The 16,595-nt window shown below is 56.2% G+C and carries 13 protein-coding genes, 1 riboswitch and 1 other annotated feature; of the genes, 2 read left to right on the top strand and 11 right to left on the bottom strand.

The annotated features are described in order from the left end of the window. Window positions 1–16 precede the first annotated feature (16 nt). From PEL01S_RS08175 to nrdI, 4 genes are all read right to left on the bottom strand, one after another. The gene (locus PEL01S_RS08175; protein ID WP_127459977.1) at window positions 17–1,201 is read right to left on the bottom strand and encodes an MFS transporter; all 1,185 of its coding nucleotides are present in this window, start codon (window positions 1,199–1,201) and stop codon (window positions 17–19) included. A 214-nt stretch (window positions 1,202–1,415) separates the two neighbouring features. Beyond that, window positions 1,416–2,378, bottom strand: coding sequence for a class 1b ribonucleoside-diphosphate reductase subunit beta (gene nrdF / locus PEL01S_RS08170; protein WP_127459976.1), 963 nt, complete (start codon window positions 2,376–2,378; stop codon window positions 1,416–1,418). A gap of 43 nt (window positions 2,379–2,421) precedes the next feature. Beyond that, window positions 2,422–4,506 carry a class 1b ribonucleoside-diphosphate reductase subunit alpha gene (gene nrdE, locus PEL01S_RS08165; RefSeq protein WP_127459975.1) on the bottom strand — a complete coding sequence of 695 codons (2,085 nt, stop codon included), beginning with the start codon at window positions 4,504–4,506 and terminating at the stop codon, window positions 2,422–2,424. Further along, the gene (gene nrdI, locus PEL01S_RS08160) at window positions 4,493–4,852 is read right to left on the bottom strand and encodes a class Ib ribonucleoside-diphosphate reductase assembly flavoprotein NrdI (protein WP_063184682.1); all 360 of its coding nucleotides are present in this window, start codon (window positions 4,850–4,852) and stop codon (window positions 4,493–4,495) included. The genes nrdE and nrdI overlap by 14 nt, the downstream gene beginning before the upstream one ends. A 157-nt stretch (window positions 4,853–5,009) precedes the next feature. Further along, a riboswitch (cobalamin riboswitch) is annotated at window positions 5,010–5,213 on the bottom strand. A 253-nt stretch (window positions 5,214–5,466) separates the two neighbouring features. Here nrdI and PEL01S_RS08155 point away from each other — a divergent pair. Further along, window positions 5,467–6,807, top strand: coding sequence for an SCP2 sterol-binding domain-containing protein (locus PEL01S_RS08155; RefSeq protein ID WP_127459974.1), 1,341 nt, complete (start codon window positions 5,467–5,469; stop codon window positions 6,805–6,807). Window positions 6,808–6,854: 47 nt separating this feature from the next. Continuing rightward, window positions 6,855–7,430, top strand: coding sequence for a TetR/AcrR family transcriptional regulator (locus PEL01S_RS08150; RefSeq protein WP_063184684.1), 576 nt, complete (start codon window positions 6,855–6,857; stop codon window positions 7,428–7,430). 121 nt (window positions 7,431–7,551) lie between these two features. On the opposite strand, the gene PEL01S_RS08145 is transcribed toward PEL01S_RS08150, so the two are convergent. The 7 genes from PEL01S_RS08145 to PEL01S_RS08115 form a co-directional block, all read right to left on the bottom strand. Beyond that, entirely contained in the window at window positions 7,552–8,355 is an 804-nt protein-coding gene (locus PEL01S_RS08145; protein ID WP_063184685.1) for an arylamine N-acetyltransferase family protein, read from the bottom strand. Window positions 8,356–8,467: 112 nt separating this feature from the next. Then, the gene (locus PEL01S_RS08140; RefSeq protein ID WP_108533809.1) at window positions 8,468–8,914 is read right to left on the bottom strand and encodes a GNAT family N-acetyltransferase; all 447 of its coding nucleotides are present in this window, start codon (window positions 8,912–8,914) and stop codon (window positions 8,468–8,470) included. 44 nt (window positions 8,915–8,958) lie between these two features. Continuing rightward, the gene (locus PEL01S_RS08135; RefSeq protein ID WP_063184687.1) at window positions 8,959–9,870 is read right to left on the bottom strand and encodes an SDR family oxidoreductase; all 912 of its coding nucleotides are present in this window, start codon (window positions 9,868–9,870) and stop codon (window positions 8,959–8,961) included. Window positions 9,871–10,030: 160 nt separating this feature from the next. Further along, window positions 10,031–13,111, bottom strand: a complete 3,081-nt coding sequence (gene ileS / locus PEL01S_RS08130; protein ID WP_127459973.1) for an isoleucine--tRNA ligase — start codon at window positions 13,109–13,111, stop codon at window positions 10,031–10,033. A 43-nt stretch (window positions 13,112–13,154) separates the two neighbouring features. Then, window positions 13,155–13,410 (bottom strand) — a binding site (T-box leader). Between the two features lie 87 nt (window positions 13,411–13,497). Continuing rightward, on the bottom strand, window positions 13,498–14,805 hold the full coding sequence (locus PEL01S_RS08125) for an SMI1/KNR4 family protein (RefSeq protein WP_127459972.1): 1,308 nt from the start codon (window positions 14,803–14,805) through the stop codon (window positions 13,498–13,500). Window positions 14,806–14,821: 16 nt separating this feature from the next. Further along, entirely contained in the window at window positions 14,822–15,517 is a 696-nt protein-coding gene (locus tag PEL01S_RS08120) for a DUF4274 domain-containing protein (protein ID WP_127459971.1), read from the bottom strand. Window position 15,518: 1 nt separating this feature from the next. Next, window positions 15,519–16,496, bottom strand: coding sequence for a phosphotransferase enzyme family protein (locus PEL01S_RS08115; RefSeq protein WP_127459970.1), 978 nt, complete (start codon window positions 16,494–16,496; stop codon window positions 15,519–15,521). Window positions 16,497–16,595: the final 99 nt, after the last annotated feature.

Genomic DNA, 16,595 nt, shown 5'->3' with positions numbered 1-16,595 from the left:
AATGATTCTCAATTGATTAGTCAACCACGGTCTGCTGTTCCCCCCGGATTTTCCGGCTGCCCCACACATAGCCCGTAAGCAGCGCAAGCAGCAGGATCAAGAGCCAGAACGGCGTTTCCGGGCTGATCCGGTACAGGAACGTCCCGGCCAGTGGGCCGAGAAGCGATCCGATCCCGATGGATGCGGCGATCATGCCTGCGGCAGCGCCCTGCTCATGCTTCGCTACGGCCAAGGAAGCGCCCGAGGTGAAGCCGGGAATCGCCAGCCCCACCCCGGCCCCCATCAGGGCGAAAGCGGCAAAGAACGTGACGATATGGCTGAAGCTTACCAGCAGCACAAGACCGACGGCGAAGACCGGGACTCCCAGCTGCAGCAATTTCAAGGGCGTCAGCCGGTTTTTGCGGACGACCGTGAACTGGACCAACGCCATCATGAAGCCGATGCAGAACAGAGCTGCGCCGACCGCTTGAGCCGTTTCGGTCGCCGACAAGCCAAGCTTATCCTGAAAGTAAAATCCGGCGGTTACTTGGGTCTGGATCAACGCCATCATAACGATCATCGCGACCGCAAGGTAAGGAAGTATTCCTTTGCGCAGCGTTTTTTTCTGCTGGCCGTGTACTTGCGGCTTGGAATTCGCCATGCCGAAGGTAACCCAGAGCATGACAAGCAGAGGCAGAACCACCGCGAGATAGATCGGGGCAAGCAGACTCAGAGCGGTCAGCAGCGCGCCGACTGCGGGACCGACGACAAGCCCGAGCCCATTGGCGGCGCCGATCAACGACATGCCGGCGGCGCGGTCCTTCTCCGTCGTAATATCCGCCATATACGCCTGACTGGATGACAGGACGGCCGGGAACGCGGCTCCCAGCAGCAGGCGCGAGATGAGCAGCAGCGTAAACAATACGGCGGGCTGGAACTTGCCGGCCAAGCCTTGCTCGGTCACCGCGACGAACATGCCGAAGCTGGCCGCCATGCCCGTCAAGCCGATCAGCAGCACCGGCTTGCGTCCGATGCGGTCGCTCCAGCTTCCCCAGAGCGCCGAAGTGAGCAGCACCATGAACGAGGAAGCCGCGACAATCCAGCCGGCATCCGTCTCCGAAAGCCCGAGCTCGCGGATCAGCGGAGCGACGAGCGGATTGAGAATGCCCAGACCGACATAGCCGATCAGGACCGAAGTAAAAATAATGGATTTTGCACGCATCTAACAATTCCTCCCTCCGTTTCGTTCTCTATTCTAGAGCGAACGGAAGCCGGTGTCCGCCGTCCCGCGGAGCGTGCCGAACGCCAGAGGGATTTTTTCTTAGGGCACAACAAGCAAAAGCACGGTTCGCCACCCTATCCGCTTGAAGCGAATCGCTGATTGGCAAACCGTGCTTCTCTATTAAAGCTGACTGCCTGCTCTGGGCAGCCGCCGTTTATTCAAACCGGAAGTCGTCGTCGGTCAGCGGCTCGACATGAATCGTGCGCACGTAGCCGTTTCCTTTTTTGGAAAAGAAATCATGCTGCTTCGTCCGCGTGCTGATGCCGTTCAGGACGATCGGGTTGATCTCTTCCTCCTCGAACAGCGGGTCCTGGCCCAAATTCATCAGCGCCTTATTCGCGTTGTAACGCAGAAACGCCTTCACCTCGTCGACCAAGCCGACGGAGGAATACAGCTGCTCCGTATACCGTTCCTCGTTGCCGTGCAAATAACGCAGCAGCCCGAGCAGCGTCTCGGTAACGTCCTCCTGGTCCTCCTCGCTAAGCCCGGCGAACACCTCTTGCGCGAGCACGCCGACATACAGTCCGTGGATGCTCTCGTCGCGGAGAATGAGATCGATGATTTCGCCGCTGCTCGTCATTTTCCCCTGCCCGGCTAAATAGAGCGGGTAGAAAAAGCCGCTGTAGAACAAGTAGCTTTCCAGCAAAACGGACGCGCACATCGCCAAGTACAGCTCCTTCGGCGTCCGGATGTGGTTGTAGTATTGGGAGATCGTCTCCGCTTTCGTCTGCAAAAACACATTTTGCTCCACCCAGCGGAACACGCCGTCGATCTCTTCGGTTGTCGCCAGCGTCGTAAAGATGCTACTGTACGATTTGGCGTGAATCTGCTCCATCATGCCCATGAAGCCGAGCACCGCCTTGCGCTGCAGCCCTTCGACGTGCTCCAGCAGCTTCGGCATCCCAACGCCGCCCTGAACCGTGTCGAGCAGCGTCAATCCGCCAAGCACCTTCATATATAAATCGCGTTCGTCGTCATTGAGCGTCAGCCAGCTCATTTTGTCGTCGGACAGCGGAATTTCGTCGTCAGTCCAGAACTGCATGATGTTCTGGTTCCAGAAGGTTATCGTAAAATCGTCATCCGGACGGTTCCAGTTGACCGCCTTCAACACGCTCATCCCATTGGCTCCTCTCTCTTGCCTTGCTCGAATGCTGTCGTCGTTACACGGAGCAGCTTATGCATTCTTCCATCGTCAACCGGTTCGTCCGGGTATAGTACAGCGACTTCAAGCCTTTGCGTGCCGCATAAATGTAATACCTTGCCAGTTGTCTCGTCGTCACGTCGCTGTTGACGTGCAGCACGGTCGAGATGCCTTGGTCAACGTGCGCCTGAATTTCCGCGATCAGATCCAGCACCTTGAACTGGTCCATCTGGTAGGCGGACTTGTAATAGAAGAAGTTGTCCCGGTTCATATACGGCATCGGGTAATACGTCGTCGAATTCGCGTACGTCCGCGTCTCGATCGGCTCGACGATCGGCATGATGCTGGAGGTCGCATTTTGGATATACGAGATGCTTTGCGTCGGGGCAATCGCCAGCCGGTAGGCATGGTAAAGCCCATGCGTGCGGACGGCCTCCTGCAGCACCCGCCAATCCTCTGGAGAAGGAGTCGCCATTTGCCCGAACAGTTCCTTAACCTTCTCTGTCACCGGCCGGTAATCCGTACTAGTGTAACGGGCGAAATAACTGCCGTCGGCGTAATCCGACCGTTCGAAGCCCGCGAACGTAACGCCCGTCATCTTCGCCGTCTCCATGCTGGCTTCCAGCGAGTAGAAGTTCATCATCATAAAGAAGGTACGTACGAAATCTTTAGCTTCTTCGCTTTCGTACGCGATTTTGTTCTTCGCCAGGAAACCGTGCAAGTTCATCGCACCGAGCCCAACCGAATGCATCTCGCGGTTCGCTTTCGCTACGCCCGGCGCATTGGCGACATGGGTCATATCGCTGACCGCCGTTAACGCTATGATCCCTTCGTAGACCGATTCGCGTATTTTGCCCTGCTCCATCACGTTGACGATGTTAAGCGAAGCCAGGTTACAGCTGATGTCGCGGCGGATGATGTCCAGCTGCCCATAATCGGCAATCTCCGACGTTTCCTGAAGCTGGAAAATTTCCGTGCAAAGGTTAGACATTTTGATCGAGCCGATATTTTTAAGCGCATGCGCCCGGTTGGCGTTGCTTTTGTTCATCATGTACGGGTACCCGGATTCGAGCTGCACCGTCGCGATCTTCACGAGCATGTCGCGCGCGCTCATGACCGCTTTCTTGCGCACCCGGTCGTCGGCCATCAGCCGATCGTACATCTCGTCCATATCCATGTCGTCCAGATGCGTCCCATAGGCCTTCCAGACGGAATATGGCGCAAACACGTGAAGCGGCTCGTTCTCCTCGGCCAGCCGGTAGAACCGGTTCGGGACGATCAGACCGATCGAGAGCGTCTTCAGCCGGCTTTTCTCGTCCGCGTTAATCTTCTTGCTGTCCAGAAACTCCATGACGTCCCAGCCGAAAATGTTGTAATAGGCCGCGCCGGAGCCTTTGCGCTGTCCCATCTGATCGGCGTACGAGAACGCGTCCTCCATCAGCTTCAGCACCGGCATGATGCCTTTGGCGGCGCCTTCCACGCCTTTGATCGGCTCACCGCGCCCGCGCAGCTTGGACAGGTTCACCGCAACGCCGCCGCCGATTTTGGACAGCTGCATGCACGTGCCGAGCACGTAGTTGATCGAGTTGAGCGAATCGTCCATTTCCAGCAAAAAGCACGACACCATCTCGCCGCGCCGGCTTTTTCCGGCATTGAGGAACGTCGGAGTCGCCGGCTGCAGCCGCTGCTCCATCATCGAAGCCGCCAAGGCCCGAGCCGTATTCGCATCGCCTCGTCCGAGATGCAGCGCCACGATCGCCACGCGGTCAGGATAATGCTCCAGGTAGAGCGAACGGTCGTTGCTTTTCATCGCATAATCCGTATAAAATTTCGACGCCGCCATGTACGACTGGAACTGGAAGCCGTAGCTGTGCGTAATCCGGTAGACGTCCTCGACCTCTTCCGGCGAATAGCGGTCGTACACGTTCTCATAGAAGTCGTTGTCGATCATATAACGGACCTTTTCAGACGTATCCGCGAAACGGATGCTGCTGCGTTCCACCTCTTCCATAAACGCCCGGACCGCTTCCCGGTCCTTCTCTAATTGGAAAAATCCGTCCGCTTCCCGCCGCATCAGCTGGTTGTTCAATTCAATATGCCGCAACGGTGCCCACCTCGCTTCTAAACGTTTCTACATCGCGCTTCGTCCCTGCAAGCTCGAATTTGCTCAAGACCGGCACGCCGTACATGGATGAAATCCGATCGGCGCTCTTGGCGAAGCCGTCGCCCCAATTGCGGTTGCCGCTGGAGGCAACCCCAAGCAGCCGGCTGTGATTGCGCTCAAGAAAAGCGGCCGTTTTCTCCGGAACCTGACCGAAACCGGTCGTATACGTAACAAGGACGAAAGGCTCGTCCATCTGCATGTTCTCCTCAATTTGAACCGATGGCATATTCAGCTTACCGATAAATCTCCGCACATTCCCCGTTCTGGAATCGTACGCAATCAGCATAGGTTCTCGTCTCCTTTTTTCTCACCCGCCAACCCCCCGGGCCCGGCAAAAAAAGACGCTGCCGGCCCGCGGAACGGACCGAATGCGTCTCAAAAACAGCATGTAAATAAACATGCTGTCTAAGCACGATGCCGGACACGTTCCTATCTCCGTAGGGCGGGTGTCGAATGGACAGGCAGGTCTCCTGGCTCGGAGTCATCGCTCCCTCCCCCTTCCCGGCCATCTATGCAGCAAGACCAGTGGGCGAACTCGGAGGGACACTCATCCTTACAGTGGCGGGACCGCGCCGGCTTTGCACCGGACTTCCCTATTAAGCCTGTCCGCGTTTATAGCGAGAGGCACCTGTCCAATCACGATATGTAGATGATAGTTTCAAATCTATATCAAGATATTGTGTTTGTCAAGACTAATGCTCATGGGTTGAACAGCGGTCTTCGGGTGATTTTTGGGGTGCATTCGGTCCCGCCTGCGTCCTGGTGCGGGTTCTTCAAATGTGGATATTTATTGACCATTTTAAATATGATGATTATAATATTTATGATGATCATCATATTTAGATTATCGATCCGGTTTCTTCATTTTCGTTTTTGGAACGAAAGGAGCTATAATGATCAATGAGAAGAAAGCTCGAAGAACATCCTACCGTCCGCCAGCACCTTGCCAAACAGCCCCCTTCCGGCACGTCCCGGGAAACGGCCCTTGATTCCGCCTGGCTGCGTAAGCTTTGCCTGGAAGCGGGAGCGGACGACGTCGGCTTCGTTGCGGTCGACCGGTCCGAGCTGGATGGGCAGCGGCACGAAATACGCGAGCTGCTGCCGGATGCCGGTCTGCTGATCAGCTTCGTATGCCGAATGAACCGCGAGCCGGTGCGGGCAGCGGCCCGCTCCGTCGCTAACGCGGAATTTTATCATGTGCACGACCGCATTACGCATGTCGGGCATGAGATTATAGCCCGCCTAGAGGCAATGGGCATCCGAGCGGTGAATCCTCCGATGGGCTTCCCCATGGAGGTAGCAAGAGACGGCAAGCAATGGGTCATTTCGCACAAGCCGATCGCCGTGGCGGCCGGGCTCGGCCAAATGGGCATTCACCGCATTGTCATTCATCCGAAATTCGGCAATTTCATTTTGCTCGGGACCATCGTGACGAACGCCCGCATATCGGAGGAGTCGAGACCCATCGACTACAATCCGTGTCTGGAATGCAAGCTCTGCGTCGCCGCCTGCCCCGTCGGCGCCATCGAGCCGGATGGACACTTTAATTTTTCGGCGTGCTATACGCACAACTACCGGGAATTTTCAGGCGGGTTCACCAACTGGATCGAAACGATTGCGGACAGCAAAAACGCCAAAGCGTACCGCGCCAAAGTCGAAGACGGAGAAACAGCCTCCATGTGGCAGAGCTTATCGTTCGGCGCGAATTACAAGGCAGCCTACTGCATGGCCGTCTGTCCTGCGGGAGAGGACGTTATCGGGGCGTTCTGGAACAACCGCAAGCAATTCCTGGAGGACATCGTCAAGCCGCTGCAGAACAAAAAGGAAACGATCTATGTCGTTCCCGGCTCCGATGCGGAGCAGCATGTCGTCCGCCGTTTTCCGCACAAGCAGGTGAAACGGGTAAGCAACGGGCTGCGCTCGAAGTCCGTCCGATCTTTTTTGAAGATGCTCCCGCTCTTCTTTCAGCGCCATCAAGCCAAAGACTTGAACGCAACGTATCATTTTACCTTTACCGGTCAGGAAGAAGCGAAAGCAACGGTTGTGATCAAACAGCAGACGATTACCGTAACAGAGGGGCATACCGGACAAGCGGATTTCGAGCTGACCGCAGACAGCGGGACCTGGATTCGCGTCCTTGGAAAGACGGAGCATCCATTTCCAGCTATGCTGCTTCGCAAAATCCGGACGAAAGGCCCGCTCAAGCTGCTTACGGCGTTCCGCAAATGCTTTCCTTCGTGACATCATAGAGAATACACATAAATTATCGTTAGGCGTGGTGAGAAATAATGCCTTATACCAAAAAACATAAAATGAACATTCGGCATAAAATTGTACAAAGCGCCTCGCAAGCATTCCGGGCGAACGGGATCAAAGCGGTCAGCGTGCCGCAAATCATGAGCGGAGCCGGACTGACGCACGGCGGCTTCTACGCCCATTTCGACAGCAAGGAGCAGCTCGTCGCCGAAGCCTGCAAAAGCGCGATGGAAAGCACCGTCACCCGGCTTGGTTCCGTCGCGGAACAGGCGTCAGTCGAGGAGAAGCTTGGCGCCGTGATCGAATCATACTTGAGCGCGGCCCACCGTGACTCTGCGGAGCAAGGGTGCATCATGCCAGCTCTGGCAGGCGAAATCGCCCGCTCTTCCGACGACATACGGGAAGTGTTTACCGAAGAAGTATCCCGCTTCCTCTCTTTCGTTTCGGGACTTGCCGGCCAAGGCGAGGACAAAAGTATCGCTCTTACCGCGACCATGGTCGGCTCCATCCTGCTGGCCCGTTCCGTCAACGATCCGGAGCTAAGCAACAAAATTTTGAGCGCATGTCAAGCCGACTTAAAGCAAAGAACTGCCAGCCCCGTTTCTTAGCGGTGCGGCAGTTCTTTTTTATCTCATTAATTATTAATGTCATTGATAATACGCTGCTTTAACTACATTTTCGTCATAATCACAAAGTATTTGAACCATTTTTGGATTTTTTGTCGAAGGCTCATGCGTCCTCCTCCTTTCCATCCATGACAATGCCAAAATGACTGCGCAGCGCTTCGGCGTACTCTTCTTTGGTCTGCGGGGTAAAGGTTTCGACGCCGTCGGCGGTAAAAATCCGGAACTCCTCCCCGGCCAACGTCTTGCGACCATCCCGGGTACGAATCGCCGCCCTGGCATGGTTGATAAAGGGCGAGCCGGGAGCGTTCTCACACCAATAGCTCGCCATGATGAAGTCTTTAGGCAGCTGCGGCTCTTCGGTAAAGGAATACAGCCGGCACCATTGCCCTTGCTTCAACTCGCTGAGCACCCAGCCGTAATAGGGGTCGCGCTCCATCCGGTAGCATTCGTCTCCCTGCTGATGCTCCAGTCCTTCGATGAGCTGGACGGGCCGGCGTGGGACAATCCCGCCTACTCCCACATCGCATAAATACGTCGCCCCCTCCGCCTCAACCTTCAGCACCTGATGGCGGCGCTTGGGGGGCGGTGCCGGCTCGTCTCGCCAGAAGCGGGCTACGAAATCCGTGACCGGGTAACCCAGCTCGCGCAGCAGCCAGCCGAAGAGCGCATTCAGCTCGAAGCAGTATCCGCCGCGGCCGCGAACGACAATTTTGTCGATCAGATCCTCGACTTCCAATGACAACGGGATGCGACGCACAATATCCAGGTTTTCATAAGGCACCGAATGAATATGGCATTCCTGCAATTCGGCCAGCACGGCCGCGCTACCATCCAGCGGGCCTTCGTATCCGATTCGCTCCAGATAAGCGCTTATTTCGGGTCTCACATCATGGCGGCGGTCGATCATCGTCTAAACTTCACTCCTTGTCGGCATGAGATGGCGTAAGTGAAGTAATGTATTCGAGGAGCATCCTCAAATATCCTTTTTTTTCCGTATGATGCCGATCAAGAAAAGAGTGCTAGTTGAACTTTTTAATATAATTTTTTTGGTCCTTTGTAAAAACATAACCTCTTCGTTCGTAGAACCGGTGTGCATGAATCCGGCTCGGATGGGACAGCAATTTAATTCCGGAAAACCCGTTGGTCTCCGCCCAATCTTCAAGACTGTGGATCAGCATACCGCCAACACCTTGGCTTCGGTACTTTTCTTTGACTACAAACCCCAAAATATTGAGCAGCGAGTCGGAAAAAAGCAAGTAGTACGGGCTTCCATGAATGTAACCTATGACCTCGTTGTTAAGTTCGCTCACGAGAATGATATCTTTGGTATGGTTCGTGATGAATTCGATCCGTTCTTTTACTTTATCTTCAGAAAAAACATAAAAACTGGGGTTAAAGTCTTGATTCAGCAAATAAATATCGCGATAATCCGTTACGCCAACGTTCCTGATGGTTATTCCGTTCATCTCCGATCACCTCGCCTTGCGGGAATACATTTCATTATAACCGATTAACGGTACCCGGTGACATCCGCCGGTTTTCCCGCATCCTGCACCTCAACGATATACCGCCAGCAATCCGGCCGGGAACCGTCAAGATCATGGAACCCGTACACTTGCGCAAGCTGTCCGCTTGACAAGGACTGTCCGTTCCACCGGGACACCTTCGGGTCGGCCGCCAGCGCGGCAATGGCACGGCCTACAAACCGCGGCGTTTCCGAGATCATGAAGTGAGGCTCTTTCGAAGCGGCGTCACGCCAGTTCTCTTCCTTCACCCCGAAATGCTCCAGCATGATTTCGGAGCGCATCCAGCCGGGAGTCACTGCCACCGCCGTACATTGGTGAGGCGCAAGCTCATGGGCCAGGGACCGGGCCATGCGAATGGCGGAAGTTTTGGCCAAATCGTAAAACAGCGACAGCCGGTAGTTTTGACGATTATATTCTTCCGTGCCGTCGGTCATTTCAACGACCAGTCCGTTGCCGCTGCGGATCAATAAGGGAAGCGCAAAATGGCTCGTATTGATATGCGTATCGACCGCCAGCCGCAGCATGCGCAGCCCTCCTTCGAGGGACTGCTCCCATACGGGCACGTTCCATTGCACCAAGTACTCGGAGCCCCAAATGTCGTTGACCAGAATGTCCAGCCGCCCCTGTTCCTGTTCTATTCGTGCGACCAGATCCCGGACCTGGTCCGGTTCAAGATGGTCCACTTGAACCGCGATTCCTTTGCCGCCCGCGCGATTGACAAGCTCGGCCGTCTCTTCGATCGTCTCGGGCCGGTTATACTCGGAGCGTTTCGCCCGGGTCGTCCGGCCGGTGACATAAACTGTGGCTCCGGACGCTCCCAATTCAATGGCAATGCCTCGGCCCGCGCCGCGCGTAGCGCCGGCAACCAAAGCTACCTTTCCATGCAAAGATTTCATCGATGATTCCTCCTTGATTGTTGAATACTCCCTCATTGTAAACAAGCAAACCTGTCAACATACGTCATATTTAAAAAAAACGGCACAAAGCTCAAGACGTCTCGCATCTTGATGCTTCGTGCCGTATATGTCCCCTCTGCTTCAAGCAACAGCAGCGGGATTATTCAATACGCAGACCGATCGTGCGCTCTCCTAATGAAACGGATTCCATCCCTGCTTCCTTGGCATACCGGACGCCGGACAGCAGCACGTTGTCCTGCAGCACATGATCGAACCGCTCCAGCGCTTCCTTAAGCTGCGGATCGACGTCGAGCACGAGCGCGACGCGCTTTTCGATCGGCAGCTCAAGCTTTTTACGGGTATCCTGAACGGCGCGGACGACCTCCCGGACCAGCCCTTCCTGCTCCAGTTCCTCCGTGATCGCCGTATTTAAAGCAACGGTGATCCCGTAGCCGGACGCGGAGGCGAAGCCGGCTTTCGCTTGTTTGTCCACGAGCAACTCGTCGAGCGTAAGATGAAGCGTTTCTCCGTCGACCGCCACATCCAGGAAGCCCGCGGCGACGGCTTGCTTCGCTTCTGCGGCGGACAGCTGCTTCAGACGGCTTTGCACCGGACCGACAAATTTGCCGTATTTTTTGCCGGCCACCTTCAGATTCAGCTTCAAGCTGAAGTCCACGAACCCGCTGTCGCTTTGCTCGATGCGGATGTCCTTAACGTTGATCTCCTCTTTGACGATATCCGCGTACCGGCTCAGATGGAAGTCCCGGTCCAGCGAAACGATCAGCTCCGCCAGCGGCTGGCGTGTTTTGATCCCGGTTTCGTTCCGGACGCTGCGCGCCAGCTCGACGATTTGCCGTGCGGTTTCCATGTCCCGTTCAAGGGTCGGGTCCACAGCAGAATCGCTCGCCTTCGGGTAATCCGCGAGATGAACGCTTCCCTCGCCGCCAAGATTGCCATAGATGTCTTCGGCAATAAGCGGCGCATAGGGCGCGATCATGGCGGCCAGCGTCAAGAGCGCTTCGCGGAGCGTCTGGTACGCGGACACTTTATCCTCGGTCATGCCGCTGGCCCAGAAACGGTCGCGGGAGCGGCGGATATACCAGTTACTGAGCTCGTCGACAAACGCCTCAATCTGCTTCGCCGGATTCAGGAAGTCGTTGTCGTCCAGCCCTTTCACGAGCTGACGCAAGGTGCTGTTCAGCCTCGACAAAATCCAGCGGTCCAGCTCGTTCGCGGAAGTCCGCAGCGGGTGCTCCTCCGGCTTGTAGCCGTCGATCGCGGCATACAGCGCATAAAACGCATGCGCGTTATGGATCGTGTCAATCACCTTCGATTTGGCCTCGGCAACGATTTGCTTGGAGAACCGCTTGCTGTTCCACGGCGCGCTGTCGGCCAGCAGCGCCCAACGGAATGCATCGGTGCCGAACTCTTCGATGATTTCCCAAGGGTCGATGCCGTTGCCCTTGCTCTTGGACATTTTTTGCCCGTTCTCGTCCAGCACGTGTCCGGTTGAAATAACGGCTTTGTAAGGCGACTGACCGTTATACAGCGTCGAGACAGCCAGCAGGCTGAAGAACCAGCCCCGCGTCTGATCGATCCCTTCGCAGATCATATCCGCCGGGTACTGCTCGCGGAACAACTGCTCGTCACCGAACGGGTAATGGTACTGCGCAAAAGGCATCGAGCCGCTGTCGAACCAGACGTCGATCACTTCCGGCGTTCTTTCCATCGTGCCGCCGCAGGTGCAACGTAGCTTCACTTCATCAACGTACGGCTTGTGCAGCTCCAGACTCTCGTCAAGCGGCTGAATCGCCCGCTCCCGCAGCTCTTTCCGGCTTTCCGGCGCATGCTCCTGTCCGCAATCCCCGCATACCCAAACGTTCAGCGGTGTCCCCCAGTAGCGGTTGCGGCTGATGTTCCAATCGACAAGCTCTTCGAGAAACTTGCCGAAGCGCCCTTCGCGGAGATGGGAAGGATACCAATTGATCTTGCGATTGTTCTCGATCAATTGGTCCTTGACCGCCGTCGTCCGGATGAACCAGCTTTCCATCGCATAGTACAGCAGCGGCGATTTGCAGCGCCAACAGAACGGGTAGCTGTGCTCGTAACGTTCCTTGGAAAACAACAGGCCGCGCTCGGACAAGCTTTTTACGATATCGACGTCGCAATCTTTGACGAAACGTCCGGCAAATTCCGTCACCTGCTCGGTGTAGCGGCCGGCCAGGTTCACGAGGTTGACGTAATCCAGCTCGTGCTTGCGGGTCGTCCGGTAGTCGTCCTCCCCATGCGCAGGAGCCGTATGCACGATACCGGTCCCGCTCGTATCGCTCACGTAGTCGGCATCGACGACGATATGCCCTTTGCCCGGATGGACATAGCCGAAAGGCGGCTCGTAAGGGGTGCCGACGAACTCCGATCCTTTGTGCACAGACACAACTTCGTAGTCCGTCTTGAACACGTTCTCGGCGAGCTTCTCCGCGACGACATACACTTCGCCGTTATACTTGACCTTCGCATAGTCAATGTCTTTATTCACGGCAAGCGCCACGTTGGACGGCAGCGTCCACGGAGTGGTCGTCCAGGCGAGGAAGATTTCGTTCCCGCGCTTGCTTCTGAATTTTACCGTGGCGCTCAAGTCCTTGACATCCTCATATCCTTGCGCCACTTCATGCGAGCTGAGCGTCGTTTGGCAGTCCGGACAGTACGGGCTGACCCGGTGGCCTTTGTACAGCAGCCCTTTGCCGTGGATTACAGACAAAAGGTGCCAGACGCTCTCGATATATTCGTTGGTCAGCGTCACATACGGATGGTCCATATCCGTCCAATACGCGATCGCTTCGGTGAGCTCCCGCCACTGCTTCTCGTATTCGAATACGCTGCTTTTGCATTTTTCCACAAATTCGGCCACGCCGTACTTCTCGATCTCCTGCTTGCCCGAGATGCCGAGCTGCTTCTCGACGCCCAGCTCGACCGGGAGTCCGTGCGTGTCCCAGCCGGCTTTGCGGACGACGCGGTACCCGGACATCGTTTTGTAGCGGCAGATAAAATCTTTCACGACGCGCCCGAGCACATGCCCGATATGCGGCGAACCGTTGGCTGTCGGGGGCCCTTCGTAGAACACGAAATTCGGCCGTCCGGCCCGGTTCTCGATCGATTTGCGGTGCGTTTCGTCCCGTCTCCACTGCTCCAGCACGCGAAGCTCGCGGACTCTCGCTTTTTCTTTCACGTCGACTTTTCTCACAGGTCTCATCCTTTCTTCTTGAAAAACAAAAAAATCCCGCCCCGTAAGGGACGAGATTTGTTCTCGCGCTACCACCCTTGTTCCGCAGCAACCATCATGAAACATGACCCCGCGGCACCTCTACGACGTACCATCATACGCGTCCCTTGTAACGGCGGGATCCCGGGGCTGCTTACTGAAGCTTCAGCATTCCTTCTCGGAGAGGATGTTCGGCTAATTCTTGAACGTTGGCTTTCAGCACAGGGCCAACTCTCTGGGGAACAAGGGATTAGCGTACTCGTTCTCGTCAATGAATTTAAAAGGGAATTCAATTATTACAGTTGTACACCAGTTTCAGCCAAATGTCAACCGTGCTAATCGCGGGCATTACATTCGTCCTGCCTCCGTTACCGCCAATCGGCCAAATGCGCCGTTACCCGCCGAACCGCTTCCTTTTCCTTCTTCAGCACGGCTTCCTGCTCGGCCTTATCCAGCAGACGGATGATTTCACTGCGATCCGGCTCGCCCTCCGGAACTTCCCCTCTTGCGAACAGCCTCCCGAGTGCGGACAGCGCCGTCTGCCGCATGGCCTCATGCCCGTCCAGCCAGCGGCAGACGTCCTCCCAGTGCGGCACGGAGGCCGCGAACAGCTCGTCCCAGCCTCCGAACGGAAACGAAACGTGGGACTCCGCCCACCGAATGACGTCCCGGCTGTGGAAATACCGCAGCAAGCCATTGGCGCTGTAGCCATCGATTTTGCCGCTCTGTGCCTCCTGCTCCAGCCGGGCCAACACCCGCTCCAGCCCTTCGCGCCCCGGGAGGCAGCATGCCGACAAATACGCTCTGCTATAGTTCGACACGTCAACCGGAGGCCGGTCCGACCAGAGCGAACGCACCCAATCCGCCGCCGCTTCGCCGACGGTTTTCCCTATGTAACCAAGCAGCCGATCCCGGTTACCCCGGTACGTCTCCCGCTCAAGCCTGACCAGCCACGCGTCCAGCACGTCGGCAGGCTTATAGCGCGCAAGAGCTTCGCGCACCCCCGCCTCCTCCGCTTCATGAAACGTAATATAGTCGATGAGCAGCGGCAGCTCCTTCGCCGCCGCCTCCAGCGTAAGCGTCAAATAGCGGTCCAACCAAGTTTTCCACTCCTTCGCGTTCGGCCCGTCGACATCCAGACCGTCCGGCCCGCAAAACGGCTCGTACGCGCTATCCTCGGCGCCAACCAAAGCCAGCTCCGTGACCCGCTCCACAAATTCGGTGAATGAAGGGGCCAGCAGCAGAAACTCGCCTGTCTCATGTCCCCAGCTGACGACCGGCGGATCGTCCGGATAGCCTTCGAGATCAAGCAGCACATAGTCCCCGTTGCCGGCTACATGAAAAGCAAGATATCGCTTCTCCTCCTCCAGCTCGTCGTCGCCGAAATACGGCCATTCGAACGCATCGAGACTCCACGCCAGTTCACCGGACGATTCAAAAGGGGACAGCGTCTCTTCAGCAAAATACCAGGTAATCGTAACTTTTCCGGCTCCTTCGGCGATGATCCGGCGCACGGCCGGCGGCAGCGCGATCCCGAGTCGCGCCTCCGCTTCCCTCACGCGTTCCTCGTCCGCTTCCGGCTCGACGACCCATTCGCACACCGTTGCGCCCTGCGCTGCAAGGCGCTTCAGCAGCGTGTCCCAGCGCCCGATCCATCCTTTTACTCTCTCCCTCATGGTTCTGCCTTCTCCTTTAGGTGTGCTTCAACTGCGGAAATCTCTCCAGCGTATAACGGATTAACGCGATGTACTGCCGCTCGTACTCATCCTCGATCCTCTCGCGCTCCAGCCAGTAGTCTCCGTCCGCAAGATCGTATATTTCGTAAGCCGTCGCTTCCCGGCACTCCGGGTGCCGCACAATCGCCTCAATCGGCTCCAAATCGTCGTCCCAATTAAATCCCAGCACAAAAGCGTGCAGAAGCTCCGGCGTGTTCAAGAGATGCAGCCGGGCCATGCGCTCCTCGTTCTCCGAATAGAGCAGAGAATCGACGAGCTCGCTTTCCGCCTCCGTCAGCGTTAACCGGAAAGCCCCTTTCGCGCCAAGCAGCAGATCCGCAATTTCGGGATGATGTCTCGCCTTAAACCAAGGCGTATGCGTAATGCCCTTCGGATGGTCCTGTTCGATGCCATGTGCGACCAGCAGCTCCACCGCCTGCTTATTTCCGAATTTGATCGCTTTTTCCAGCACCGTTAAGCCGAGCTTGTCTTCCAGCTGCGGATGGGCTCCCTTGGCGAGGATAAAAGCAAACATCTCCATTGGCGCCTTTTGCGTAATGATATAATGCAGTGGAGTGCGGCCGAACTTGTCCTGCCCGTTCAGATCGTCCGCGGACGCTGCGGCTTCGAGCGCCGCCATCGACCGGTTTTTGATCGCTTCAAACAGCAGCATGTTAACCCCCTCCTAGAACCGGTTCGTCTTTCAGATAGTTTTCAAAGTAGCTTTTCATCACCTTGGGAATAAGCTCGGATAGCGACGCATGCTCCGCAGGGTTCTGAGCGAGAAAAGCGAAATTGCGCAGAATCGCCCAAACGAAAAAAAGGTCCAGGCTCTTCGCATCGATCTCCCGCAGCTGCCGTTCCTCCCGGTAGGCGGACAAAAATTCGCGCCGGTTCTCCGGCGAAAGATGCAGGAACGTTTCAGCCACGTCAAACAGGTAAAAGCCGAAGCCGCACGCAGAGAAGTCGATGGGCCTCGGTATGCCCTGATCGAAGACGTAATTACTTTCGTGCAGATCCGAATGAATCAGTCCCCAAGTGGGCTTGGTTACCGTTTGCAGCCGCAGCTCGGCGGCGATTTTATGCGCGGTCCGCTCCAGGCAAGCATATGCTTCGTCCGAAATGACGTTCAGCTCCTGCAGCTGCTTTAACGGACCGGGCAGCGACAAGACGTTGTCCGTATCATACGCCGGCCGGGTGAACCCTGCGGGAGCGTTCCACTCCATCGCATGCTTGTGCAGCACGGCCATGAGCTGCGCCAGACTTCGAGCTTCTCCGGCTGTCGGCTCCCTGTCCAGAAGCTCGCCATTCACCCACCGATGCAGCGTGACGACGACGCTTTTCCCGGATGCGTTGACCGCTGCCTCTACGGTCAGCCCGTTGTCCCGGTTTCTTACCGGAGAAGGTACCGTCAAACCGGTATCCGCGGCTAACGCTTCGAGCCACAGCAGCTCCGATTCGACGGTCTTTTTGGAATGACTTCCTATTGCAGCATAATGCAGCTTCATCAGATAGTTCACGCTTTCCTGCTTCGTCTTCACCTGAAAGGTCACATTATCGCTCTTCCCCAAGTAAACAAGCCGCTCCCCATGAACCGGGAATTGCTTTAAAGCTTCCCTCGCGATGCTTTCGTCATCCCAATTGGCACCCATAACGTATCCCCCCGATAGCTTCCGCCGATCTATCTACTTTACCATACGTTTCCTATTCTGAAGAGGGAAAAAATAATACAAAAAAAAGAGGAGTCAGGC

It is taken from the genome of Paenibacillus elgii NBRC 100335 (assembly GCF_004000865.1).
In the GTDB taxonomy this organism is placed as follows: Bacteria; Bacillota; Bacilli; order Paenibacillales; family NBRC-103111; genus Paenibacillus_G; species Paenibacillus_G elgii.
The sequence above is the reverse complement of the archived record's forward strand: the minus strand, read 5'-3'. Positions and strand labels throughout refer to the sequence as shown.

Bases quoted from the DNA above. Each gene is read 5' to 3' on its own strand.
- PEL01S_RS08175 (WP_127459977.1), bottom strand. From the start codon at position 1,201: ATGCGTGCAAAATCCATTATTTTTACTTCGGTCCTGATCGGCTATGTC.
- nrdF (WP_127459976.1), bottom strand. From the start codon at position 2,378: ATGAGCGTGTTGAAGGCGGTCAACTGGAACCGTCCGGATGACGATTTT.
- nrdI (WP_063184682.1), bottom strand. From the start codon at position 4,852: ATGCTGATTGCGTACGATTCCAGAACGGGGAATGTGCGGAGATTTATC.
- PEL01S_RS08155 (WP_127459974.1), top strand. From the start codon at position 5,467: ATGAGAAGAAAGCTCGAAGAACATCCTACCGTCCGCCAGCACCTTGCC.
- PEL01S_RS08150 (WP_063184684.1), top strand. From the start codon at position 6,855: ATGCCTTATACCAAAAAACATAAAATGAACATTCGGCATAAAATTGTA.
- PEL01S_RS08145 (WP_063184685.1), bottom strand. From the start codon at position 8,355: ATGATCGACCGCCGCCATGATGTGAGACCCGAAATAAGCGCTTATCTG.
- PEL01S_RS08140 (WP_108533809.1), bottom strand. From the start codon at position 8,914: ATGAACGGAATAACCATCAGGAACGTTGGCGTAACGGATTATCGCGAT.
- PEL01S_RS08135 (WP_063184687.1), bottom strand. From the start codon at position 9,870: ATGAAATCTTTGCATGGAAAGGTAGCTTTGGTTGCCGGCGCTACGCGC.
- PEL01S_RS08125 (WP_127459972.1), bottom strand. From the start codon at position 14,805: ATGAGGGAGAGAGTAAAAGGATGGATCGGGCGCTGGGACACGCTGCTG.
- PEL01S_RS08120 (WP_127459971.1), bottom strand. From the start codon at position 15,517: ATGCTGCTGTTTGAAGCGATCAAAAACCGGTCGATGGCGGCGCTCGAA.
- PEL01S_RS08115 (WP_127459970.1), bottom strand. From the start codon at position 16,496: ATGGGTGCCAATTGGGATGACGAAAGCATCGCGAGGGAAGCTTTAAAG.